The organism is Cupriavidus neocaledonicus (assembly GCF_000372525.1).
GTDB lineage: Bacteria > Pseudomonadota > Gammaproteobacteria > Burkholderiales > Burkholderiaceae > Cupriavidus > Cupriavidus neocaledonicus.
Map to the genome: position 1 here is coordinate 82,292 of NZ_AQUR01000101.1, position 21,990 is coordinate 104,281.

22 protein-coding genes are annotated in these 21,990 nt (G+C 67.7%); 10 read left to right on the top strand and 12 right to left on the bottom strand.

Annotated features, from left to right (window positions below):
* Window positions 1–21: 21 nt before the first annotated feature.
* Entirely contained in the window at window positions 22–351 is a 330-nt protein-coding gene (locus A3AG_RS0119385; RefSeq protein ID WP_026164316.1) for a hypothetical protein, read from the bottom strand.
* Window positions 352–654: 303 nt separating this feature from the next.
* On the opposite strand from A3AG_RS0119385, the gene A3AG_RS0119390 reads away from it, so the two are divergent.
* Window positions 655–1,161 carry a hypothetical protein gene (locus tag A3AG_RS0119390; protein WP_018007024.1) on the top strand — a complete coding sequence of 169 codons (507 nt, stop codon included), beginning with the start codon at window positions 655–657 and terminating at the stop codon, window positions 1,159–1,161.
* A 44-nt stretch (window positions 1,162–1,205) separates the two neighbouring features.
* On the opposite strand, the gene A3AG_RS0119395 is transcribed toward A3AG_RS0119390, so the two are convergent.
* Entirely contained in the window at window positions 1,206–1,796 is a 591-nt protein-coding gene (locus tag A3AG_RS0119395) for a peroxidase-related enzyme (RefSeq protein ID WP_018007025.1), read from the bottom strand.
* A 180-nt stretch (window positions 1,797–1,976) separates the two neighbouring features.
* Here A3AG_RS0119395 and waaC point away from each other — a divergent pair, with 180 nt between their 5' ends.
* Window positions 1,977–2,954, top strand: coding sequence for a lipopolysaccharide heptosyltransferase I (gene waaC / locus A3AG_RS0119400; protein ID WP_018007026.1), 978 nt, complete (start codon window positions 1,977–1,979; stop codon window positions 2,952–2,954).
* Window positions 2,955–3,027: 73 nt separating this feature from the next.
* Here waaC and msbA read toward each other — a convergent pair whose 3' ends face one another.
* Together msbA and A3AG_RS0119410 are read right to left on the bottom strand one after the other, a co-directional pair.
* Window positions 3,028–4,752: a lipid A export permease/ATP-binding protein MsbA gene (gene msbA / locus A3AG_RS0119405; protein WP_172583517.1), complete on the bottom strand. Its 1,725-nt coding sequence runs from the start codon at window positions 4,750–4,752 to the stop codon at window positions 3,028–3,030.
* Window positions 4,753–4,851: 99 nt separating this feature from the next.
* The gene (locus A3AG_RS0119410; protein ID WP_026164317.1) at window positions 4,852–5,625 is read right to left on the bottom strand and encodes a glycosyltransferase family 25 protein; all 774 of its coding nucleotides are present in this window, start codon (window positions 5,623–5,625) and stop codon (window positions 4,852–4,854) included.
* Between the two features lie 313 nt (window positions 5,626–5,938).
* On the opposite strand from A3AG_RS0119410, the gene A3AG_RS0119415 reads away from it, so the two are divergent.
* Together A3AG_RS0119415 and A3AG_RS0119420 are read left to right on the top strand one after the other, a co-directional pair.
* Window positions 5,939–6,703, top strand: coding sequence for a glycosyltransferase family 2 protein (locus A3AG_RS0119415; RefSeq protein WP_018007029.1), 765 nt, complete (start codon window positions 5,939–5,941; stop codon window positions 6,701–6,703).
* A 46-nt stretch (window positions 6,704–6,749) separates the two neighbouring features.
* Window positions 6,750–7,820: a glycosyltransferase family 4 protein gene (locus tag A3AG_RS0119420; RefSeq protein ID WP_018007030.1), complete on the top strand. Its 1,071-nt coding sequence runs from the start codon at window positions 6,750–6,752 to the stop codon at window positions 7,818–7,820.
* Window positions 7,821–7,848: 28 nt separating this feature from the next.
* Here the strand turns inward: A3AG_RS0119420 and dnaE are convergent, their stop codons facing one another.
* On the bottom strand, window positions 7,849–11,361 hold the full coding sequence (gene dnaE / locus A3AG_RS0119425) for a DNA polymerase III subunit alpha (protein WP_035849280.1): 3,513 nt from the start codon (window positions 11,359–11,361) through the stop codon (window positions 7,849–7,851).
* A 208-nt stretch (window positions 11,362–11,569) separates the two neighbouring features.
* Here dnaE and A3AG_RS0119430 point away from each other — a divergent pair, with 208 nt between their 5' ends.
* Window positions 11,570–12,418: a sulfurtransferase gene (locus A3AG_RS0119430; protein WP_018007032.1), complete on the top strand. Its 849-nt coding sequence runs from the start codon at window positions 11,570–11,572 to the stop codon at window positions 12,416–12,418.
* A gap of 20 nt (window positions 12,419–12,438) precedes the next feature.
* Here the strand turns inward: A3AG_RS0119430 and A3AG_RS0119435 are convergent, their stop codons facing one another.
* From A3AG_RS0119435 to rpsP, 5 genes are all read right to left on the bottom strand, one after another.
* Window positions 12,439–13,119: a CoA pyrophosphatase gene (locus tag A3AG_RS0119435; protein WP_026164318.1), complete on the bottom strand. Its 681-nt coding sequence runs from the start codon at window positions 13,117–13,119 to the stop codon at window positions 12,439–12,441.
* Window positions 13,120–13,262: 143 nt separating this feature from the next.
* Complete coding sequence (gene rplS, locus A3AG_RS0119440; protein ID WP_012352117.1) at window positions 13,263–13,655, bottom strand: 50S ribosomal protein L19; 393 nt, start codon at window positions 13,653–13,655, stop codon at window positions 13,263–13,265.
* Window positions 13,656–13,729: 74 nt separating this feature from the next.
* Window positions 13,730–14,512, bottom strand: coding sequence for a tRNA (guanosine(37)-N1)-methyltransferase TrmD (gene trmD, locus A3AG_RS0119445; RefSeq protein WP_018007034.1), 783 nt, complete (start codon window positions 14,510–14,512; stop codon window positions 13,730–13,732).
* Between the two features lie 52 nt (window positions 14,513–14,564).
* Window positions 14,565–15,254, bottom strand: a complete 690-nt coding sequence (rimM, locus tag A3AG_RS0119450) for a ribosome maturation factor RimM (protein WP_018007035.1) — start codon at window positions 15,252–15,254, stop codon at window positions 14,565–14,567.
* A 64-nt stretch (window positions 15,255–15,318) separates the two neighbouring features.
* A complete protein-coding gene (gene rpsP, locus A3AG_RS0119455) occupies window positions 15,319–15,570 on the bottom strand; it encodes a 30S ribosomal protein S16 (RefSeq protein WP_018007036.1) in 252 nt (83 codons plus the stop codon).
* A gap of 152 nt (window positions 15,571–15,722) precedes the next feature.
* Here rpsP and A3AG_RS0119460 point away from each other — a divergent pair, with 152 nt between their 5' ends.
* The 4 genes from A3AG_RS0119460 to A3AG_RS0119475 all read left to right on the top strand — a co-directional run bounded on the left by A3AG_RS0119460 (window position 15,723) and on the right by A3AG_RS0119475 (window position 18,476).
* Complete coding sequence (locus tag A3AG_RS0119460) at window positions 15,723–16,847, top strand: PQQ-dependent sugar dehydrogenase (protein ID WP_018007037.1); 1,125 nt, start codon at window positions 15,723–15,725, stop codon at window positions 16,845–16,847.
* A gap of 153 nt (window positions 16,848–17,000) precedes the next feature.
* Window positions 17,001–17,396, top strand: a complete 396-nt coding sequence (locus tag A3AG_RS0119465; RefSeq protein WP_018007038.1) for a hypothetical protein — start codon at window positions 17,001–17,003, stop codon at window positions 17,394–17,396.
* 286 nt (window positions 17,397–17,682) lie between these two features.
* The gene (locus A3AG_RS34245; protein WP_018007039.1) at window positions 17,683–17,841 is read left to right on the top strand and encodes a hypothetical protein; all 159 of its coding nucleotides are present in this window, start codon (window positions 17,683–17,685) and stop codon (window positions 17,839–17,841) included.
* Between the two features lie 143 nt (window positions 17,842–17,984).
* Window positions 17,985–18,476 (top strand): NINE protein, encoded by a 492-nt coding sequence (locus tag A3AG_RS0119475; RefSeq protein ID WP_018007040.1) that lies wholly within the window; start codon window positions 17,985–17,987, stop codon window positions 18,474–18,476.
* 315 nt (window positions 18,477–18,791) lie between these two features.
* Here the strand turns inward: A3AG_RS0119475 and A3AG_RS0119480 are convergent, their stop codons facing one another.
* Both A3AG_RS0119480 and A3AG_RS0119485 read right to left on the bottom strand, forming a co-directional pair.
* On the bottom strand, window positions 18,792–20,021 hold the full coding sequence (locus A3AG_RS0119480) for a PA0069 family radical SAM protein (protein WP_172583504.1): 1,230 nt from the start codon (window positions 20,019–20,021) through the stop codon (window positions 18,792–18,794).
* Between the two features lie 11 nt (window positions 20,022–20,032).
* On the bottom strand, window positions 20,033–20,536 hold the full coding sequence (locus tag A3AG_RS0119485) for an Lrp/AsnC ligand binding domain-containing protein (RefSeq protein WP_018007042.1): 504 nt from the start codon (window positions 20,534–20,536) through the stop codon (window positions 20,033–20,035).
* A 108-nt stretch (window positions 20,537–20,644) separates the two neighbouring features.
* On the opposite strand from A3AG_RS0119485, the gene A3AG_RS0119490 reads away from it, so the two are divergent.
* Complete coding sequence (locus A3AG_RS0119490; RefSeq protein ID WP_018007043.1) at window positions 20,645–21,949, top strand: D-amino acid dehydrogenase; 1,305 nt, start codon at window positions 20,645–20,647, stop codon at window positions 21,947–21,949.
* Window positions 21,950–21,990: the final 41 nt, after the last annotated feature.

Genomic DNA, 21,990 nt, shown 5'->3' on the forward strand with positions numbered 1-21,990 from the left:
CGACTGGCGGGCTGTCTTGCTTTACGGCCGGATCACCACGTGCGGGCTGATCACAAGCGCCGGTTCAGGCTGGTAATACACCGGCGGTGGCGGCGGCGGCTGGTACACGACCGGACGGTCCTTGCACTTGCGCACTTCCTTGTACTCGCCGTTGTCCTTCCACTTGCGCTTGATCTTGCAGTTGCCGACCCAGAATTCTTCCTTGTAGTCGTCGCCCTTGTCATAGCGGCCATGGTGCCGCCCATAGTAACGGTCATCGTCGTCCCAGTCGTCGTCGGCATGGGCGCTGGCACAGAAGGCGCCAAGGAGCACGGGCAGGACCACGAGGGATACCAGGAGACGGGGCTTCATGTCGGAACGGGCAAGAACAGGTTGGGGCGAGGCTAGCACGCGTGCGCGCACTGCAGTGTTTCAAGCTGTTTAATTACGTAACCGCGAACCCGACTGCGAACGCAAGCGCAAGGCATGGACGGCGCTTGTCCGATGGCTGGCGCAAGCAGGGTTCTGGACTCGGTATTGGCCCTAGCCCATTCCGTTTGCCAATCCGCTATAACTAAACGAAGGTAGTCAGCGGCCTTCGCACGAAGGCCGCATCCGGCTGTGCGCGCGAGCCGTTCGGGCGCGCAGGGCCGCTCGGCAAGCAAGGAGTCCGGCATGAACGCCACGAACCATGGGGCCTGTGTGCTGGCCCTCCTGTTATCGGTGGCGTGCGCGCCATTGCCGATCGCCAGGCGCGCGCCGCCGCCGCCCGCCGCCAAGGTAGAAGTCCCCGAGGCACCCAAGGAACGCGCCACGCCGATCGCACCCAGGGTCATCAACCTGGCCGCGGCGTGCAAGCGCACCGAGGAAGACGGCTTCCGCGAAGACGCGCTGATGGACGTCAAGGCCAACGAGGTGCGCGCGCTGAAATGGAAGCTGTGGGTATCGCGGCGCGGTAGTTGCGAATTCAACCTGGCCCAGTTCCGCCAGATACGCGAGACCCCGCACATCGAGCTGCAGGCGATCGACGGCAGCCAGTGCAAGCTGCTGGTCTGGCAGGATCCGCGCCGCGTCACGCTGGCGCACAACCGCTGCGAGAAGTACTGCACGCCCGGCATCTATGAGCAGGCGTGGCCGGTGCTGTTCGATCCCAAGAGCGGTGCCTGCGCCGAAGTGCGCTGAGCGAAAGACGCTGAACCACCTGGCGCCGCAGCACCGCGGCGCCGCTATTTCGCCTTGGGCACCCGGCCCATCAGGTAGAACTCGTCATTCGGGCGCATGCCGATGGTATTGGCCATGCGGTTGGACAGGCCGAAGAACGCGGTGATCGCGGCGATATCCCAGGCGTCCTCGTCGGAAAAGCCGTGCGCGCGCAGCGCATCGAAATCGGCCTCGTTGACTCCATGCGAAGCGGTGCAGACCTTCATCGCAAAGTCGAGCATGGCGCGCTGGCGCGGCGGGATGTCGGCCTTCAGGTAGTTTACCGCGACCTGGTCCGCGACCAGCGGCTTCTTCTCGTAGATGCGCAGGATCGCGCCATGCGCCACCACGCAGTACAGGCACTGGTTGGCGGCGGACGTGGCCACCACGATCATTTCGCGCTCGCCCTTGGTCAGGCCGCCGTCCTTGAGCATCAGCGCATCGTGATAGGCGAAGAAGGCGCGGAACTCGTCGGGACGGTGCGCCAGCGCCAGGAACACGTTGGGAACGAAGCCGGCCTTTTCCTGGACCTCAAGGATGCGCGCGCGGATATCGTCGGGAAGGTCGGCCAGCGCCGGGATGGGGTAGCGGCTGATCGGGAATGCCGTGTCAGACATGGTGGTCTCCGGTTGGGATTGGCGTCATCGTCGTGAGGCTTCTGCCACCAATACTACCGGATCGCGCGCAAGCCGGCGGACCGCATGTCGCCCATGCATCGCACGGACAGATGCCGGCCGGATCAGGCATACTACGCACCTTCCGAACCAGGCGGGCCCCTGACCGCGCTACTGTTCCCGATGAAACGCATTCTCATCGTCAAGCTGACTTCGCTCGGCGACATGGTGTTCACCCAGCCGCTGGTGGCTGACCTGCAGCGCGCCTTTCCCGGCGTCAAGATCGACTGGATCGCCGACTCGTACTGCGCCGACGTGCCGCGCTGGAACCCCAACATCGATCGTGTGATCGCCGCACCGCTGCGCGGCTTCAAGAAGGCGCGCAGCTGGGCCGGGCTGCGCGAGATCTTCGGCGCCCTGCGCGCCTTGCGCCGCGAGAAGTACGATGCGGTACTGGACGTCCACGGCGTCTACAAGAGCGCCATCGTCACCTTCCTCGCCCGCACGCGCCACCGTTACGGCCTGCCGGTCCAGGAACTGGGCGAGAGCGGCGCGCGCTTCGCCTACAACCATGTGTTCCAGCCGTTCGTGGAAGAGGACTGCGCGCGCAACCGCATGCGCCGCGCCGTCAGCCGCGCGCTAGGCTACGACATGACGCGGGAGATGGAGTACGGCCTGAAAATGCCGGCCGACACGCCCGCCGCCGCCGCCAAGGGCCCGTATGCGATGCTGTTCCACGCCACCTCCAGCGAGGAAAAGAAGTGGCCGGTGGCCGACTGGATCAGCGTCGGCAGCGCCATCTCGGCGCGCGGCCTGCGCGTGCTGGTGCCCTGGGGCAATGACGCCGAGCGGCTGGAAGCCGAGACCATCGCCGCCAGCGTGCCCGGCGCCGAGGTGATGCCGCGCCTCAGCATCACCGGCGTGGCGCAGATGGTGGGCAAGGCGTCGCTGGTGGTCGGCATGGATACCGGTTTCGTGCATATTGCCGACGCGCTGCGCCGGCCGACGGTGATCCTGTTCACCACCACTTCGCGCCACCTGTATGGCGTCGATGCGCCGGGTCGCGCGGTGTCGCTGGGCGGCGGCGGCGTGGTGCCGCAACGGGCCGAGGTGCTGGCGGCCATCGACGAGGTGATGCCGCAGGTCACTTCGACAAACTGATCCTCCCAGGCAACGGGAATAAAAAAGGGCCGGCGCGAATGCGCCGGCCCTTTTGCCTGATGATGCCCGCCGCCTAGTGGCTGGCGAACTGGATCCGGTGCAGCCCGGCGTACAGGCCGTTGGCCGCCAGCAGCTGCGCGTGGGTGCCGGTCTCGGCAAGGCGGCCGTGGTCGAGCACGGCGATGCGATCGGCATTCTCGATGGTCGACAGCCGGTGCGCGATCACCAGCGTGGTGCGGCCCTTCATCAGCTCCTCCAGCGCCGCCTGCACCTGCCGCTCCGATTCCGAATCCAGCGCCGAGGTGGCCTCGTCCAGGATCAGGATCGGCGCATCCTTGTACAGCGCGCGCGCGATCGCCAGGCGCTGGCGCTGGCCGCCGGACAGCTTCATGCCGTTGTCGCCGATATTGGTCTGCACGCCCTCGGGCAGGCCCTTCACGGTTTCGGTCAGGTAGGCCGCCGCCAGCGCGCGCTCGACGCGGTCCATGTCGATCTCGCTGCCGGGCTGCGCGCCATAGGCCACATTGGCCGCGACCGTGTCGTTGAACAGCACCACGTCCTGGCTGACGAAGGCGATCTGGTTGCGCAGGTCCTTCAGCGACAGCTCGGTCAGCGGCACGCCGTCGAGCAGGATGCGCCCCGAGGTGGGATCGAAGAAGCGCGGCACCAGGTTGACCAGGGTGGTCTTGCCGCTGCCCGACGGGCCTACCAGCGCCACCACCTCGCCCGGGCTGACGCGCAGGTCGATGCCATCGAGCGCGGCGCGCGGCGCCTCGCCATAGCGGAAGCCGACCTGCTCGAAGGCCAGTTCGCCGCGGGCGCGCGCGAGCGGCTTGCCGCCATCCTGCGGCTCGACCGGCTCGTCGATCAGCCGGAAGATCATCTCGGCGGCGGTGATGCCGCGCGTCAGCGGCTGGTTGATGTCGGTCAGGTGCTTGAGCGGCGAGATCAGCAGCAGCATCGCCATGACGAAGCCGGTAAAGCCGCCCACCGTGGTCTGGTTGGCCTGCGCCTGCACCATGGCAATGGTGATGATCACCGACAGCGCCAGCGCCGCCAGGAAGGCCGTGACCGGCTGGTTCAGCCCGCCCGCCACCGCCATGCGCATCGAGTAGTTCTTGAGCCGCTCGGCCACGGTGCGGAAGCGCCGCAGTTCATAGGCCTCGCCGCCATGCAGCTTGACCACCTTGTAGCCGCCCACCGCCTCTTCGACCACATAGGCGGCATTGTTGGTATAGGTCTGGTGATCGCGGTTGAGCTTGCGCAGCCGGCGGTTGATCTTGGACATCAGGTAGCCGATCACCGGCAGGATTACCGCGACGATCAGCGTCAGGCGCCAGTTGGTGTAGAACAGGTAGATCAGCAGCGCGACCACGGTCAGCGAATCGCGCACCAGCGTGATGAACACGCTGGTCAGGATCTGCAGCACCTGGTTGACCTCGAAGATCACCGCGTTGATCAGCGACGCGGCGGTATTGCGGTGGTAGAACGATGCCGGCGCCTGCAGCAGGCGCTCGAACATCTGCAGCCGCATCTTCAGCAGCACGCGGTTCGAGATCAGGTTCAGCAGGTAGCCTGACGCAAACTGCGCCACGCCACGGATCAGCGCCACGCCGGTCAGGATCGCCGGCACATGCCACAGCGTGCCGGCGTAGTCGCCGCCGAAGCCCTTGTCGAGCAGGTCGTTGACGACCTTGGGGATCACCCCTTCGCTGGCGGCCACCACCGCCATCGCGAGGATGGCGCCGATGAAGATGCGCAGCTCGGGGCGCAGGTAAGACCAGAGCCGGCTGGCCATGCTGGACGGCACGGCGGCACCTGGCGAAATGGGCGGTTTGGATGTGGTCACTGGGTTTTCTTCTGGATGAGGGCGGCGTTCCGGCACCAGGGCATGGCGCTAGCCCGGCCGCTTCTGGCGCGCGACGCGCAGGAACGGCCTGACGAAGACCTGGAACAGGAAGCGCTGGTAGACATAGCGGCGCAGATAATAGCCGACACTGCGACGCGCCTTGTCGGTGGCGTCGAGGTCGGCGCGATGCGTTTCCAGCGACGAGGCTTCGGCCAGTTCGGTCAGGCCGATGCAATACGGGACCACGGCACGGACCGAGACCAGCCCGCGCCGCTCGAACGCCGACCAGTAGTCGGCGGCGCACCAGGTCGGTTGCAGCCCGGCCACCAGCCGCTCGGCGGCGGCGCGGGTGACGACATAGCCATGCGCGCGCCACCATTCGCCATAGCGCCGCACCAGCTTGCGTCGTTGGCCGAGCGGCCTGATGCCCCAACGGGTGAATTTGTCGACATGCGACAGCAGCACGACGTCGGGACGGTCAGGGTCCAGCTCCGACGCCAGGGCCTCGAGCACCGCCGGCACGTCATCGCCCAGCAGTGCATCGTCTTCCAGCACCAGCGCCAGGCTGGCGCCGTCCTCGAGCATCTTGCGGTAGACCCCCAGATGGCTCAGCGCGCAGCCGATCTCGCCGCGGCTCATCGGACGGTAGCTGGTGCTGGCGGCCTGCGCATCGTAGCGGCGCGCGACCTCGTCCTCGGCCAGCGCGCGCCCGTTCACCGCGGCAAACACCTGGAACGGCACGCCCAGGCGCGTCAGCTGGCCGGCAATGCGCTCGCGGCGCGCCTGCGCGGTTTCGAGGTTGATCACGTAGGCGCCGATCATGCCGCCACCGCCCGTGCGTGCTGGCCGATCCGGCGTGAAAGGGAGATCGATGCGGCGGCGATCGATGCGGCACATGCCACCAGGGATAAAACAGTTTCCATCCCTGTGAATCGGGACCAATGTGCTCGTGTCATCAATTTGGCAACTGAGATCTGGGCTTCGGCGCGCGCGGCGCGCACCGGCAATCGCAGGCAGGCGGCTGCGGGGCCACTGCGCCGGTGCGGTAGAATACGCGCTCTTCCATCAGCGCCCGGCTGGCGGCGACGCCGGCGGCTGGCCGGCCTGGCCCGGACGGGGCGCGCCCCTACGTTCCATGAAAGTCTCCGCCGTCATCATTACCAGGAATGAAGCTCACAATATCGGGCCATGCCTTGAAAGCGTGTCCTGGTGCGAAGAGGCGATTATAGTGGATTGGGCCAGCACGGACGACACGGCGGCGATCGCGCGTGCCGCCGGCGCCACCGTGATCCAAACCGACGACTGGCCCGGCTTCGGCCCGCAGAAAAACCGCGCGGTCCAGGCCGCCAGCGGCGACTGGATCCTCAGCCTGGACGCCGATGAACGCGTCACCCCCGCGCTGCGCGACGAAATCCTGCACCACCTGCAGCAAGCCGATGCGCGGGCACTGGCACTGCCGCGCCTGTCCGCGTTCTGCGGCACCTTCGTGCGCCATGCCGGCTGGTATCCGGACTACGTCACCCGGGTGTTCCGCAAGGGCCGCGGCCGCTTCACCGACGATCTCGTGCACGAACACCTGAAGGTGGACGATCCGGTCACGCGGCTGCGCGAGCCGCTGATCCACTACAGCTACCGCTCGCTGTCCGACGTGCTGCGCAAGATCGACAGCTATTCCAGCGCCGGCGCGCAGCAGGCCTATGCCCGCGGCAAGCGCAGCTCGGTCGCGTCGGCGGCGGGCCACGGCTTGTGGGCGTTCGTGCGCACCTACCTGCTCAAGCGCGGCTTCCTCGACGGCAGTGCCGGCTTCGGCGTCGCGCTGATGAATGCGCAGGCCAGCTACTACAAGTACGCCAAGCTGGCGCAGCTGCACGCCGCGGCGGACCACAAGGCCGCCGGCTGAAGCGCAAAGCAGCCGCGCGCCGCCCCACCCCTTACCTTCTCGATCGATGAAAGTTGGCATCTCCTGCAATCGCTTCGGCGCCGGCGGCGGCCTGGAGCGCTACGCGCTCGACATCAGCCGGGCCATGGCGAAGCGCGCCGATACCGACGTCTCGGTCTACGCGCGCCGCTTCGACGCCGGCGTGGCGGCATCCGCCGGTGTTGCGGCGCATCGGATCGTGGTGTCGTGGCTGCCGGGCAAGCTGCGCGACCGCTTTTTCTCGTGGCGGCTGCAGGGGCTGCGCGATGCCGGCGAAGTGCTGATCGGCTGCAACCGCGTGCGCGGTTCCGATATCGCCATCTGCGGCGGCACCCATCGCGGCTATCTCGCCGCGCGCGGCACGCCGGCGCGGCGCTCGGACCAGTGGCAGATCGATCTCGAAAGCGCGCAATATGCCGGCGCGCACCGCGTGGTGGCGCATTCCGCGCTGATGCGGCGCGAAGTGGTCGAGCTGTACGGGATCGCGCCCGAGCGCGTCGAGCTGGTCTACCCGCCGGTCGACACGCAGCGCTTCACGCCCGTCGATGCCGACGCGCGCGCGGCGCTGCGGCGCGAATTCGGCTTCGGCGACGACGAGATCGTGTTCCTGTTCCCGTCGTCGGGCCATGCGCGCAAGGGCTTCGACCTGCTGGCCGACTATTTCTCGCGCTCGGACTTGCCGATCACGCTGGCCGTGGCCGGGCGCCCGGTCGGGCGCACCATCCCGCGCGTGCGCGAGCTGGGCTATAGCAGCCGCATCGACGCGCTCTACCGCGCCGCCGATTTCACCATCCTGGCGTCGGGCTATGAGCCGTTCGGGCTGGTGGGGGTGGAATCGGTGCTGTGCGGCACGCCGCTGGTGTTTGCCGACAATATCGCCTGCCTGGAAGTGATCCGGCCGCAGGCGGTGCATGCGTTCTCGCGCGCGCGCGGCGAGACCCTGGACCATGCCATCCGCGCCGCGGTGGCATCGGTACGCAGTGGCCGGGCGCGGCTGTCAAACCCGCTGGCGCTGCTCGACTACGATCCGGATATCGGGGTCCACGTCGACACCCTGCTGCGGCTCGCTGCCGACGCGCGCGCCGCCCGGCACGCCTGACGCAGCGCGGCGGGGATGCAGGGGCCGCTTATTCGTAGACCGTGCTGACGGCATCCGCCGACAGCACCTGGCGCAGCGCGGTCAGCGCCTCGTCCGACGGCACCACCTGCCAGTCGGGGCCGAGCATGGCCTCGCAACTGGCTGACTTCGCCTCGTAGCGGATCCGCACCGGCAGGCCCTGCACGCCGCTGGCACGCGCCAGGTGGGGCATCAGCAGCTCGCGCAGCATGCCGGTCGAGGAATTGCCGTTCATCGACAGCCGCACCGCGCTGGCAAAGCGCACCCGCGCGGCGACCAGGTCCATCACCGATTCGGCGGTGAAGCGCACGCCGCCGGTGAAGGTATCGTGGCGCGCATTGCCGGTGGCGATCAGCAGTTCGTCCTCGCGGAACATCTGCCGGTTGGCGTCGAAGACCTCGTTGAACACGGTCATCTCGACCAGGCCGGTGCCGTCGTCGAGCGTGACGATCAGCATCTTGCCGCGCTGCGTCATCTGCGTGCGCATGCCGCTGATCACGCCGGCGATGGTCTTGCCGCGCACGTCGCGGCCGAAGCCGCCGCCGTTGCCCTGCACTTCCTTTTCCAGCGCGGCCAGCGTGCCCTTGTTGAAGCGCCGCACCTCGTCGCGGTAGGCGTCGAACAGGTGGCCCGAAAAGTAGTAGCCGAGCGCCTGCTTCTCTTCCTGCAGCGTGCGCTTGGGACTCCAGCGCGGCTCGTCGAGCAGCTCAGGCCGGTGCGCGTCGCCGGCATCGCCCATCAGGTCGAACAGCGACACCTGGTTGGCCGACTCCGCCTTCTGCTCGGCGGCTTCCATCGCGATCGGCACCGACGCGAGCAGCTGCGCGCGGTTGTCGTTGAGGCTGTCGAAGGCGCCGGCGCGGATCAGCGCCTCGATGGTGCGTCGGTTGACCTGGCGGCGATCGACCCGCTCGCAGAAATCGAACAGGTCGGTGAAGGGCCGCTCCTCGCGCGCGCGCAGGATGTCCTCGATCGCGCCCTGCCCGCTGCCCTTGATGCCACCGAGGCCGTAGCGGATGGTCTTCGGGTCGGTCGGCGCGAAGCGGTATTCGCTGGCGTTGACGTCCGGCGGCAGCACCGCGATCTTGTTGAGCTTGCAGTCCTCGTAGAGGATCTTGACCTTGTCGGTGTCGTCCATGGCCAGCGACATGTTGGCTGCCATGAATTCGGCCGGGTGGTGGGCCTTGAGCCACGCGGTGTAGTACGCCAGCAGCGCATAGGCGGCGGCGTGCGACTTGTTGAAGCCGTAGCCCGCGAACTTCTCCATCAGGTCGAAGATGTCGTCGGCCTGCTGCGCGGACAGCCCGTTCTTGTCGGCGCCCTCGCGGAACATGACGCGGTGCTGCGCCATTTCCTCGGGCTTCTTCTTGCCCATGGCGCGGCGCAGCAGGTCGGCGCCGCCGAGCGAGTAGCCGCCGATGATCTGCGCCATCTGCATCACCTGCTCCTGGTAGACCATGATGCCGTAGGTCTCTTTCAGGACGGGTTCGACGCGCGGATCGGGATACTCGACCTTCTCGCGGCCGTGCTTGCGCGCGCAGAAGCTGGGGATCAGGTCCATCGGGCCGGGACGGTACAGCGCCACCAGCGCGATGATGTCCTCGAAGCGGTCGGGCTTGGCGTCCTTGAGCATGCCCTGCATGCCGCGGCTTTCCAGCTGGAACACGGCGACCGTGTTGGCGGTCTTGAGGATGTCGAAGGCGGGGCCGTCGTCGAGCGGGATATGGCTGCAGTTCCAGTCGGCCTTGCTCGGGTCGAGGCGGCGGATATAGCGCTCGGCCCAGTCCAGGATGGTCAGCGTGGTCAGGCCCAGGAAGTCGAACTTGACCAGGCCGGCGGCCTCGACGTCGTCCTTGTCGTACTGGCTGACCACGCCGCTCATGCCGTCGTTCTGCGCGCCCTGCGTGTACAGCGGGCAGAAGTCGGTGAGCTTGCCGGGCGCGATCAGCACGCCGCCGGCGTGCATGCCGACGTTGCGGGTCATGCCCTCGACGCGTTGCGCCAGCTCCAGCAGCTGGCGCACTTCTTCCTCGTTGCGCTCGCGCTCGGTCAGCAGCGGCTCTTCTTTCTTCGCTTCCTCGATGGTGACCAGCTTGCCCGGCTTGAACGGGATCAGCTTGGCAATGCCGTCGACGAAGCCGTAGCCGAGGTCGAGCACGCGGCCCACGTCGCGCACCGCGGCCTTGGCCGCCATGGTGCCGAAGGTGGCGATCTGCGACACCGCGTCCTTGCCGTACTTTTCCTTCACGTAGGTGATCACGCGATCGCGGCCGTGCTGGCAGAAGTCGATGTCGAAGTCGGGCATCGAGACCCGTTCCGGGTTCAGGAAACGCTCGAACAGCAGCGCGTACTTGAGCGGGTCGAGGTCGGTAATGCCGAGCGCATAGGCGACCAGCGAGCCGGCACCCGAGCCCCGGCCCGGGCCCACCGGCACACCGTTGTTCTTGGCCCAGTTGATAAAGTCCGCCACGATCAGGAAGTAGCCGGGGAAGCCCATCTTGATGATGGTGCCGGTCTCGAACTCCAGCCGCGCGTAGTATTCCGGGCGCTTCGCCTCGCGCACCGCCTCGTCCGGGAACAGCACCGCCAGGCGCTTCTCCAGGCCTTCCTTGGCCATGAACACGAGATAGTCGTCGAGCGACATGCCGTCCGGGGTCGGGAACAGCGGCAGGCGCGGCTTGCCCAGTTCCAGCGTCAGGTTGCAGCGGCGCGCGATCTCGACCGCGTTCTCCAGCGCCGACGGGATGTCGGCGAACAGCGCGCACATCTCGTCCTGGGTCTTGAAGTACTGGTCGGTGGTGAAGCGCCGAGTGCGGCGCGGGTTGGCCAGCAGCTCGCCCTCGGCGATGCACACGCGCGCCTCGTGCGCGGTGTAGTCGTCGGGCGTCATGAACTGCACCGGATGCGTCGCCACCACCGGCAACTGCAGCGCCGCCGCCAGCTGCACCGCCTGCTGCACGTAGGCGTCGGTGCCGGCATGGCCGGCGCGCTGCAGCTCGATGTAGAAGCGCTGCGGGAATACCGCGGCCCAGTGCTGCGCGGCACAGCGCGCGCCGTCGGCATTGCCGTTGGCGAGCGCCATGCCGATATCGCCGCCCATCGCGCCCGACAGCGCGATCAGGCCCGTGGCCAGCGGCATGTCGTCCTCGCCCGGTTGCAGGAACCACGACGGGTCGATCTCGGCGCGGCCGCGGTGCTGGTTGCCCAGCCACGCGCGCGACAGCAGCATGCAGAGGTTCAGGTAGCCGCGCCGGTCCTGCACCAGCAGCAGCAGGCGCGCGGGCTTGTCGCGGTCCTCGGCATTGGTCAGCCACACGTCGGCGCCGACCACCGGCTTCACGCCCTTGCCGCGCGCTTCCTTGTAGTAGCGGATCAGCCCGAAGGCGTTGGCAAGGTCCGTCAGGGCGAGCGCGCCCATGCCATCGGCGGCGGCGGCCTTGACGGCATCATCGAGGCGGACAATGCCGTCGACGATGGAGTATTCGGAATGCAGGCGGAGGTGTACGAAGCGGGGTGCAGACATGGGCGACATTGTACCGGCTCGGCCCGCCCGCATGCCGCCAATGTTGCGCGCCACCGGAGCCGGCGCGCGCGGGCGCATAGCGGAGTGGCGTGCTTGGGAATGCGCCACGCGCAGGGTCCGCGCACGCTATAATTTCGCCTTTCCAATCAGGCAGTTATCGCAGGCTGTCGGCGCCCTTCGGGACGCCGCGGCAGCGGCGCAGGGTCCCATGCAGATCGTCAATATTTCCGCTTACAAGTTTGTCTCGCTGGACGACATCGAGACCCTGCGTCCGGCCATGCGCGAGCGCTGCGAGGCGGCCGGCCTGAAGGGCACGATCCTGCTCGCGCCGGAAGGCATCAACCTGTTCCTGGCCGGCCCGCGCGCAGCGATCGACGGCTTCATGGCGTGGCTGCATGCCGATGCGCGCTTTGCCGATATCGCGCCCAAGGAAAGCCTGTCGGACCACCAGCCCTTCAAGCGCATGCTGGTGCGCGCCAAGAAGGAAATCATCACCATGAAGATGCCGCTGATCCGCCCCGAGGCGGGCCGCGCGCCGTCGGTGCGGCCGGTGGACCTGAAGCGCTGGCTGGACCAGGGCCACGACGACGAAGGCCGTCCGGTGGTGATGCTCGATACCCGCAATGATTTCGAGGTCGCCGTCGGCACCTTCGAGGACGCGATCGAGTACGACATCGCCAAGTTCAGCGAATTTCCCGACGCCGTCGCCGCGCACAAGGCAGACCTGGCAGGCAAGACCGTGGTCTCGTTCTGCACCGGGGGCATCCGCTGCGAGAAGGCCGCGATCCATATGCAGGAAGTCGGCATCGAGCGCGTCTACCAGCTCGAAGGCGGCATCCTGAAGTACTTCGAGGAGGTCGGCGGCAGCCACTATCGCGGCGACTGCTTCGTCTTCGACTACCGCACCGCGCTGAACCCCAGCCTGGAACCGGCCGGCCCGAAGCAGTGCTTTGCCTGCCGCGCCGTGGTCACGCCCGAGCAGCAGCAAAGCCCGCACTATGTGGTCGGCAAGAGCTGCCCGCACTGCATCGGCGGCAAGGACCGGGCCGCCGCCTGAGGACTGCCCGCGTACGCGGCTCAGGCCGCCAGCAGGTGGTAGAGGTTGCGCAGCATGCCGGCGGTGGCGCCCCAGATAAAGCGCTGGCCGCCGTTCTCGCGCGGATAGGGCATGGCGTAGAACATGCGTTCGCCGTCGACCCAGCGGAACAGGCGCCGCTCATGGTGCGACGGATCCATCAGGAAAGCCAGCGGCACTTCGAACACATCGGCCACTTCCGACGCGTCCGGCCGCAGCGTGAAGCCATCGCGCACCAGGCCCACCACCGGGCTCACATGGAAGCCGGTGCCGGTGATGTAGTCCGGCAGCGCGCCCAGCACCTCGACATAGTCGCGTGCCAGCCCCACTTCTTCTTCCGTCTCGCGCAGCGCGGTATCGATGCGGTTGACGTCCCACGATTCCTGCCGCCCGCCCGGAAAGCTGATCTGCCCGGCATGCGCGCTGAGATTGGCATTGCGCTGCGTCAGCAGCACCGTCAGGCCATCGCTGCGCTCGACCAGCGGCACCAGCACCGCGGCATCGCGCAACCCGCGGCTGCGATCGTAGACCCGCGATTCGTCCGTCAGTTCTGGCGCCCACGCCGGCGGGGCCAGGAAGCGGTGCCGGATAAAGTCGACCTGCAGGCGCGGCGCGCTCAGCGCCCGGTTGCGCAGGTCGGTATCGATGACGGGAAGGGATTCGGGATCGAAGGCGGGACGCATAACATCGCAAGTATGACAGAAGCGCGCCATCTGGCGCCGCAGCAAAGCGCGGCCCTGGATCCGCGCGACCATGCAAAAAGGGCACCCTGGGGTGCCCTTCCTGAGGAAACGCTGGCCGGGTCGCCCCGGCCGGCATGCCCGGCTTACTCCGCGGCCTTGGCAGCGGCGGCAGCCTTCGACACCAGCTTTTCCTTGATACGTGCGGACTTGCCCGAACGCTGGCGCAGGTAGTACAGCTTGGCGCGACGCACGTCGCCGCGGCGCTTCACTTCGATGCCGGCGATCAGCGGCGAGTACAGCTGGAACGTACGTTCCACGCCTTCACCCGACGAGATCTTGCGCACGATGAAGGACGAGTTCAGGCCGCGGTTGCGCTTGGCAATCACGACGCCTTCGTAGGCCTGCACGCGCTTGCGGTTACCTTCGACCACATTGACGCTGACGACGACGGTGTCGCCGGGCGCGAATGCGGGGATGGTCTTGTTCGCGGTCAGGCGCGCGATCTCTTCCTTCTCGATCTGTTCGATGAGGTTCATCGTTTCTTCTCCGTAACCATCGTGCCGGCGTTGTATGCCCCAGGATTTCCCGGGCCCCGGCAGAGGATGGGGTTTTACCTGGCGGGAGTTTCCCCCCACCCTTCCTTCGCCGCCCATTCCGACAGGAACTTCTCGTCGGCGCGGGTCAGCAAACCTTGTTCGCGGGCCGCCTCGATCAGGTCGGGACGCTTGCGCGCGGTATTGGCTAGCGCCTGCTGGCGCCGCCATTTTTCAATCTCGGCATGATGGCCACCGAGCAGGATGTCGGGGACCCGCACGCCTTCGTATTCTTCCGGCCGGGTGTAGTGCGGGCAATCCAGCAGGCCGTTGACGAAGCTGTCCTGCACCGCCGACTGCGCATCGCCCAGCACGCCGGGCAGGTGGCGCACCACCGCATCGATCAGCGCCATCGCCGGCAGTTCGCCGCCCGACAGCACGAAATCGCCGAGGCTGATTTCCTCGTCCACGCGGCGGTCGATCAGCCGCTGGTCGATCGCCTCGTACCTGCCGCACAACAACACCAGGCCCGGCCGCTGCGCCAGCTCCATGACCTTGGCATGCGTCAGCGTCTTGCCCTGCGGCGACATCAGCACCACATGCGGCTTCGCCACGCCGGCTTGCGCCTGCGCCGCCACCGCGGCATCGATTGCGTCGTCCAGCGGCTTGGCCAGCATCACCATGCCGGGACCGCCGCCATAGGGCCGGTCATCGATGGTGCGATAGTTGTCGACGGTGAAATCGCGCGGATTCCAGCTGCGCAACACATACCGCTGCTGCTTGGCCGCCCGGCTGGTAATGCCCCAGTCGGTCAGCGCGCGAAACATGTCGGGAAACAGCGTGATCACGTCGAACTGCATCCGCTCTCTCCCTTCCTATGCCGCACTTGACCCGCACCTGCGCGGGCACTGCTCAGTAATCGAGCCCCCAGTCCACCACGATGCGCTTGCCCGCGGTATCCACCGTGCGCAGGAACGCGTCGACAAATGGAATCAGCCGTTCGCCGGCCTTGCCGTCGGGCTGCACGAAGGCAACCTGCAGGATCTGGTGGGCACCGTTGTCGATCAGCCCGGATACCTCGCCCAGCAACTCGCCTTGCTCGTTGCTGACGCTGCAGCCGATCAGGTCGACCCAGTAGAACTCATCTTCTTCCGGCGCCGGAAAATCCGCGCGCCGGATCCACACGCGGCGGCCACGCAGCGCTTCCGCAAGATTGCGGTCGGCCACGCCGGCAGCCTGCGCCACCACGGTGCCGCTGTGCTCACGCGACTGCGCGATCTTCACGCAGACGGGCTCGGCTCGAGCCCCCTCGGCCGCCTGGGCCGCCACCAGCCCCGCCTGCGGCGGGCTCAGCAGCCACCAGCGGCGGGCATGCAGCAGCGCCGATGCATCGTCGGCATGCGGCTGGACCTTGATCCAGCCACGGATGCCATAGGCGGCGCTGACATAGCCGACCTCCACCAGGTCCTCCGGCAGGGGCTCGGCATGCAGCAGCGCCGCGGGCAGCCTGAGCGCCTTGGCGGGCTCGCCCTGCGGCCGGTTCACGGACCGGTTCAGCGGCAGCCTTGTCGGCCGCCCGGCGTCCTGCTTTCGCTCGGTCACGGGTGCGCGTGGTCCAATGCAAACGCGCCCCGCCGGCTACGGCAGGGCGCGTTGCAAACGGCAATCAGGCAGCAGCCTTGGCGCCTTGCTTGACCAGGCGGGCAACGGTCGGCGACAGCTGGGCGCCGACGCCTTGCCAGTAGGCCAGGCGGTCTTGCGACAGGCGCAGGCCTTCTTCACCTTCGGCTGCCAGCGGGTTGTAGAAACCAACGCGCTCAATGAAACGACCATCGCGACGGTTGCGCGAGTCGGTGGCGACGATGTTGAAGAACGGGCGCTTCTTGCTGCCGCCGCGAGCCAGACGGATAACGACCATGGAATGATTCCTCAGAAAACGGGGTGTTCAAGGGCGTTCGAACACGAAACGCAAGAGTATAGCCCAATTCCCAAGGCCAAACAAACACTTAGGCGATTGACGCGTGAACGCGGCGCAGGCATCGTGGCAAAAACCGCGACAGGAGGCCACGCATGCGCCCCGCTCTGCACTTCATGGCCGGCATGGTACCGCGTACGCTGCTGGCGCTCATGGTACTGGCAACGAGCCAGTTCGCGCTGGCCGCGCTGCCGCTGGACCAGCTGCGCCTGCCGCCCGGCTTCCGGATCGAGGTGCTGAGCGACGACGTGCCGGGCGCGCGCGCCATGGCGATGTCGCCGTCCGGCACGCTCTTCGTGGGATCGCGCAGCGAAGGCAAGCTCTATGCGGTCAGCGATGCGCTCGGCACGCGCCCGCGCGTGCGCACGGTGGCTACCGGCTTGCGCAATCCGCTGGGCGTGGCCTTCCATGACGGCAGCCTGTACGCGTCCTCGGTCTCCAGGATTGTGCGGCTCGACCAGATCGAGGCGAGGCTCGAGCAGCCGCCCGCACCCAGGGTGGTAAGCGACCGCTTCCCGTCGGACGGCCACCACGGCGGCAAATTCATTGGCTTCGGCCCGGACGGCTACCTGTACGTGGCCACCGGCGCCCCGTGCAACGTGTGCGAGCCCGACGAAACCCGCTATGCCAACATCGTCAGGATGAAGCCCGACGGCACTGGCCTGCAGGTGGTGGCGCGCGGCGTGCGCAACACCGTCGGCTTCGACTGGCACCCCGCCACGCGCGAACTGTGGTTCACCGACAACGGCCGCGACCGCATGGGCGACGACGTGCCCGACGACGAACTGAACCGCGTCACCGCGCCCGGCCAGCATTTCGGCTACCCCTACTGCCACGCCGGCAACGTCGCCGATCCGGAATACGGCGGCAAGCGTGCCTGCTCGGATTTCGTGGCGCCGGTGGCCCGCCTGGGCGCGCACGTCGCCGCGCTGGGCATGCGCTTCTACACCGGCACGCAGTTCCCGCCGGAGTACCGCAACAACGTGCTGATCGCCGAACACGGCAGCTGGGACCGCAGCGAGCCTTCCGGCTACCGCGTGGTCCGCGTGGTGCTGGACGGCGCCGGCAAGGCCGTGCGCCAGGAGGTGTTCGTCGAGGGCTGGCTGCGCGGCGGCAGGGCCTGGGGCCGGCCCGCCGATGTCCTGGTCGCGCCGGACGGCTCGGTGCTGGTCAGCGACGACCATGCGGGGGCGATTTACCGCATCCGCTACCAGCCCTGAATCCGGCGGAAACCCGCGCCCGGCGCGGCTTTGTGCGGAAGAAACAATCCGTTACACCGGTAACGGGATTGGCATAGGCGCCCCGATGCCCCATGCGTACCATGAACCCATCTTCCAACAGCAACACAGCGCGACAGGACCCTGGGAATCCGCATGCTCACCCGCTCCCTCCTGCGCGACCTGGTGGCTGGCATCCTGGTGGCCTCGGGCCTGGTCGGCGCGGTAGCCACCAGCCATGCCCAGGTCGCGTTCTGGCAACAAGTCCGTTCCGACGGCCGGCCCGGCCGGGTCCAGGCCGGCGATGGCTGGCAAATGGCCAGCGTGCGCGCCGAAAGCCGTGAACACGTGCAGGCCCAGATCGACCGCATGGAGGCGCGCGCCCGCGCCGACGACCGCCTCAGCGGCCGCCGCGCCGCGCTCGCCGGCGCCCGCGACGACAACCGCGGCCGCGGCCAGGAACGCAATCCCGCCAATGACGCCCGCAACGAGCCGCGCCAGGGCCAGGTCGGTCCCGGCTGGCAGGCGCGCGGCCGCGACAACGGTCGCTGACCGGGGCCGGCGCCCGCAGCCGGCGCCGTTGCCTTGGCGCTGAATACCACGCGCCGTCCCTCGCTGCGGAACTCCGCCCCCGCCCTGCCTGTCTCTACTTAAGTGTGTGCCCCGATTCCGGGCGCGCGCACAGGCTGCCGCCCGGCGCTGTCCGGGGCTCACAGCGTGCCGTCATGTGCGGACGGCAATCGAACTGACCTGCCTCTGCCCGACACCTCCTGCCGGGACCCGACCAAGACGGCCCGGGCGCAGCCTCCAGAATGACAATAATTCTGTGAGGTTTGTCATGTCACCCCTGCTTAGCGACCTGGCCGAACACGCGGGCCAGCTCTCGCTGTCCATTCTGTTCATGGGCATCCTGACTTTGGTGCTCTACAGCGAAACCCATATCAGCGAGCACGCCTCGGCCCTTATCCGCGGCCTGATCGCCGGCGGCTGGCATTAGCGCCGCTGGCGCCTTTTGACGCACTTCCCTTCCTTGCGCTGACTGCCGGCGTACAATGTGGGCCGGCCGGTACCCCTTGTGCCGCCACTCCCGTGCCGGCGCACGCCGGCCTGCACCCCAGGCCTGAAACCTTCTTTCCGACCATGCCCGCAGCCACGCCAGCCCGCCACGCCTCTCCGCTCGCCGCACCGTCCGCGCGCGGCAAATCGAAGCTGCTGACGGTTGCGCTGGCGTTCCTGTTCGGCAGCCTGGGCGCGCACCGCTTCTACCTGGGCGGACTGCGGGACCTGTATGGCTGGGCGCACCTCCTGGCGCTGCTGGCGGGCGCCATTGGCGTGGCCTCGATGGCCACCGAGGCGGGCAACCCGGCACTGAACTGGACCTTTGCCGTGGCCGGCGGCGTCTCTGTCATCAGTGCCTTCCTGGCGGCGATCGTCTACGGACTGCGCCCGGACGACAAATGGGATGCCCGCTTCAACCCGCACGGCCAGCCCACGCGCTCGGGCTGGCCGGTGGTGATCCTGGTGATCCTGTCGTTGCTGATCGGTACCGGGCTGCTGATGGCGGGGCTGGCGATCAGCTTCCAGACCTTCTTCGAATCGCAGGTCGAGGCCGCACGCGAACTGTCGCAGTAGGCGCCTGCGCTCTGCTCCCCTGGCGCATCGTTTGAGCGCGGTCAATACGGCCGCAATCGCCGGTTTCCCTTTCGCCCAATTCGCCCATACTGGTAGAGCCGTCCTATCCTGGCGGCGCGACGCGCGGCGCGGGCACGCCCGGCAGCGCAAAGGAGCAAGAATCGACATGCCAAGCTATGAGGAAGGACGCCTGGCGGCAATCGCCGTCAGGCTGGCGCTGTCCTCGGGACTGCCGCCATCGAGCGCCAAGGCCGCGCTGGAACTCGCCAGCAGCATGATCGGCGATCAGCTGGCCACGGCAGCCGCCCTGAAGGCTCAGAACAGCGAACCCTGCGGATCGTCCTTGCCGCTGGGAGCCGCCGCCGGCCGGCGGAAACGCGAAGTATCCAGTTCAAATCGGTTGTAGCGGAAGCCGAGTCGTTCGGCGGCCTTGTAGAAGCGCTGGCGCAGCAAGTCCGCCCACACGCCGGTCCCGCGCATGCGCGTGGCAAAGCTCGCATCGTAGGCCTTGCCTTCGCGCATGTCCCGCACGCGGTTCATGACGCGTTCGGCCCGCTCGGGGAAGTGCGCCTGCAGCCATTCCTCGAACAGCGGCCGCACCTCCCACGGCAATCGCAGCACGATGTAGTTCGCATAGACGGCGCCCGCCTCGCGCGCCGCTTCCAGCACGCGCTCCAGGTCGGGTTCGGTGATGAAAGGGATCACCGGGGCGATGCTGACCCCGACCGGGATGCCGGCGTCGGTCAGCGTGCGGATGGTGCGCAGCCGGCGCGACGGCGTCGCCGCGCGCGGCTCCAGCGTGCGTGCGATGCCGGCGTCGAGCGTGGTGATGGTGAGCGCCGCCACCGCCAGCCGCTTGGCCGCCATCGGCGCGAGCAGGTCGATATCGCGCTCGATCAGCGACGACTTGGTGATCAGCGCCACCGGGTGGTCGCATTCATGCAGCACTTCCAGCAGGCTGCGCGTAATGCGCTGTTCACGCTCGATCGGCTGGTAAGCGTCGGTGTTGACGCCCAGCGCGATGGTCTCGCAGCGGTATGACGGCCGCGCCAGCGCTTCGCGCAGGCGCTCGGCGGCATTGGTCTTGGCAAAGAGCCGGGTTTCGAAGTCCAGCCCCGGCGACAGGTCCAGGTAGGCGTGTGTCGGCCGGGCGAAGCAATAGATGCAGCCATGCTCGCAGCCGCGGTAGGGATTGAGCGAAACATCGAACGGCACGTCCGGCGAGGCATTGCGGGTCAGCACGGCGCGGGCGCGCTCGAGATGGACTTCGGTGCGCAGCGGTGGCAGCGGCGCGTCGTCGGCGCCGGCGATGGCTTCTGGCGCCGCAGCGGTGTCTTCCGGCACGGGGCCCCAGCCATCGTCGAACGCCTCGCGCTGGTCGCGCTCGAAGCGCCCCTGCAGGTTGCTGACGGCGCCGCGGCCCTTGCGCGCCACGGGCGGCCGCGCGCCGGCCTGCGCCGCCTGCGCATCCGGGTCGGGCTCTCGCCGCGTCGCGCTGGCGAGAGGTCTGGCGGGGGATTTGGGTTTAGGCGGGGGGCGCTCCATGCTGGCCTTCGTCACGCGGCCTGGCTCTTCTCCTCTACCGAGATGGCCAGTGTCTCCTTGATCTCTTCCATCACCACATAGCTCTTCGACTGCGCGGCGCCCGGCAGCTGCAGCAGGATGTCGCCCAGCAGCCGGCGGTATTCGCCGATCTCGCGGATGCGCGCCTTGATCAGGTAGTCGAAATCGCCTGAAACCAGGTGGCATTCCAGCACTTCCGGAATGCGCAGCACTTCGCGGCGGAACTGCTCGAACATATTGCCCGACTTGTTGCCCAGCGAGATCTCGACGAATACCAGTAGTGCGCTGCCCAGCAGTGCCGGGTTGAGCCGCGCGTAGTAGCCCATGATGACACCATCGCGCTCCAGGCGCTTGACGCGCTCGATGCACGGCGTAATGGTCAGCCCGACCGCCTCGGCCAGGTCTTTCATCGACATCCTGCCGTCGCTCTGCAGCGCGGTCAGGATCCTGCGGTCGAGCCGGTCGAGCGTGCGCTGGGGCTGGCGACTCGTTCTCATGAGTTTTTCCTGTTTTCCTGAGAAATTCGGTAACTATGACTGGAATGCATTCAATAGTATAGAGACAAATCCTCTATACCGTAGTCATCGCAGTTGGAGTCCCCCGAAATGCGCGTTCTCGTACTTGGCAGCGGCGTGATTGGCGTCACCAGTGCGTGGTACCTGGCCAAGGCCGGTCATGAAGTGACCGTGGTAGACCGCGAGGCCGGCCCCGCGCTCGGCACCAGCTTTGCCAATGCGGGTCAGATCTCGCCCGGCTACGCGTCGCCGTGGGCGGCGCCCGGCGTGCCGCTCAAGGCAATCAAGTGGATGTTCCAGGAACACGCGCCGCTCAGCATCCGTCCCGACGGCACGCTGTTCCAGCTGCAATGGATCTGGCAGATGCTGCTGAACTGCAGCGCCGGCCGCTATGCCGTCAACAAGGAGCGCATGGTGCGGCTGGCCGAGTACAGCCGCGACTGCATCCGCGCGCTGCGCGCGGAAACCGGCATTGCCTATGAAGGCCGCCAGCAAGGCACGCTGCAGGTGTTCCGCACCGACCAGCAGCTGCATGGCGCGGCCAAGGACATCGCGGTGCTGGAACAGGCCGGGGTTCCCTACCAGTTGCTTTCGCGCGAAGAACTCGCCGCGAGCGAACCGGCGCTGGCCGCCGTCCGCCACAAGCTGGCCGGCGGCCTGCGCCTTCCCAATGACGAAACCGGCGATTGCGCGCTGTTCACGCAGCGCCTGGCCAACATGGCCGGCACGCTCGGCGTCCGCTTCCTGTACAACCGCTCGATCGACGGCCTGATGAGCCAGGGCGACGCCGTGACCGGCGCCGTGGTCGATGGCGAGCCGATGGCGGCGGACCTGGTGGTGGTGGCGCTGGGCAGCTGGTCGACGCAACTGGTCAAACCCTTCCTGCGCGGCATGTCCAACCTGCCGGTATATCCGCTGAAGGGCTTCTCGATCACCGTGCCGCTCAGCGATGCCTCGCGCGGCCCGGTCTCGACGGTGCTGGACGAGACCTACAAGGTCGCCCTGACCCGTTTCGACGACCGCATCCGCGTCGGCGGCATGGCGCAGATCGTCGGCTATGACCGCACCCTGGACCCGGCCAAGCGCCGCACGCTCGAGCATGTGGTGACGGACCTGTTCCCCGGCGCCGGCGATGTCAGCCAGGCCACCTTCTGGACCGGCCTGCGCCCCATGACCCCGGACGGCACGCCCATCGTCGGCCCGACCCAGGTGCGCGGCCTGTGGCTGAACACCGGCCACGGCACGCTCGGCTGGACCATGGCCTGCGGCTCGGGCAAGCTGCTGTCGGACCTGGTGTCGGGCAAGTCCCCGGCGATCCGCGCCGACGACCTGTCGGTCAGCCGCTACCTGAAGCCGGCGCGCCATCACCTGGCGCCGCGCCCGGCGGCCGCCTGATACAGGGCCGGCTTCCGCGAGCAAAAAAGGGCGACCTTGCA

Bases quoted from the DNA above. Each gene is read 5' to 3' on its own strand.
- A3AG_RS0119385 (WP_026164316.1), bottom strand. From the start codon at position 351: ATGAAGCCCCGTCTCCTGGTATCCCTCGTGGTCCTGCCCGTGCTCCTT.
- A3AG_RS0119390 (WP_018007024.1), top strand. From the start codon at position 655: ATGAACGCCACGAACCATGGGGCCTGTGTGCTGGCCCTCCTGTTATCG.
- A3AG_RS0119395 (WP_018007025.1), bottom strand. From the start codon at position 1,796: ATGTCTGACACGGCATTCCCGATCAGCCGCTACCCCATCCCGGCGCTG.
- waaC (WP_018007026.1), top strand. From the start codon at position 1,977: ATGAAACGCATTCTCATCGTCAAGCTGACTTCGCTCGGCGACATGGTG.
- msbA (WP_172583517.1), bottom strand. From the start codon at position 4,752: ATGGCCAGCCGGCTCTGGTCTTACCTGCGCCCCGAGCTGCGCATCTTC.
- A3AG_RS0119410 (WP_026164317.1), bottom strand. From the start codon at position 5,625: ATGATCGGCGCCTACGTGATCAACCTCGAAACCGCGCAGGCGCGCCGC.
- A3AG_RS0119415 (WP_018007029.1), top strand. From the start codon at position 5,939: ATGAAAGTCTCCGCCGTCATCATTACCAGGAATGAAGCTCACAATATC.
- A3AG_RS0119420 (WP_018007030.1), top strand. From the start codon at position 6,750: ATGAAAGTTGGCATCTCCTGCAATCGCTTCGGCGCCGGCGGCGGCCTG.
- dnaE (WP_035849280.1), bottom strand. From the start codon at position 11,361: ATGTCTGCACCCCGCTTCGTACACCTCCGCCTGCATTCCGAATACTCC.
- A3AG_RS0119430 (WP_018007032.1), top strand. From the start codon at position 11,570: ATGCAGATCGTCAATATTTCCGCTTACAAGTTTGTCTCGCTGGACGAC.
- A3AG_RS0119435 (WP_026164318.1), bottom strand. From the start codon at position 13,119: ATGCGTCCCGCCTTCGATCCCGAATCCCTTCCCGTCATCGATACCGAC.
- rplS (WP_012352117.1), bottom strand. From the start codon at position 13,655: ATGAACCTCATCGAACAGATCGAGAAGGAAGAGATCGCGCGCCTGACC.
- trmD (WP_018007034.1), bottom strand. From the start codon at position 14,512: ATGCAGTTCGACGTGATCACGCTGTTTCCCGACATGTTTCGCGCGCTG.
- rpsP (WP_018007036.1), bottom strand. From the start codon at position 15,570: ATGGTCGTTATCCGTCTGGCTCGCGGCGGCAGCAAGAAGCGCCCGTTC.
- A3AG_RS0119460 (WP_018007037.1), top strand. From the start codon at position 15,723: ATGCGCCCCGCTCTGCACTTCATGGCCGGCATGGTACCGCGTACGCTG.
- A3AG_RS0119465 (WP_018007038.1), top strand. From the start codon at position 17,001: ATGCTCACCCGCTCCCTCCTGCGCGACCTGGTGGCTGGCATCCTGGTG.
- A3AG_RS34245 (WP_018007039.1), top strand. From the start codon at position 17,683: ATGTCACCCCTGCTTAGCGACCTGGCCGAACACGCGGGCCAGCTCTCG.
- A3AG_RS0119475 (WP_018007040.1), top strand. From the start codon at position 17,985: ATGCCCGCAGCCACGCCAGCCCGCCACGCCTCTCCGCTCGCCGCACCG.
- A3AG_RS0119480 (WP_172583504.1), bottom strand. From the start codon at position 20,021: ATGGAGCGCCCCCCGCCTAAACCCAAATCCCCCGCCAGACCTCTCGCC.
- A3AG_RS0119485 (WP_018007042.1), bottom strand. From the start codon at position 20,536: ATGAGAACGAGTCGCCAGCCCCAGCGCACGCTCGACCGGCTCGACCGC.
- A3AG_RS0119490 (WP_018007043.1), top strand. From the start codon at position 20,645: ATGCGCGTTCTCGTACTTGGCAGCGGCGTGATTGGCGTCACCAGTGCG.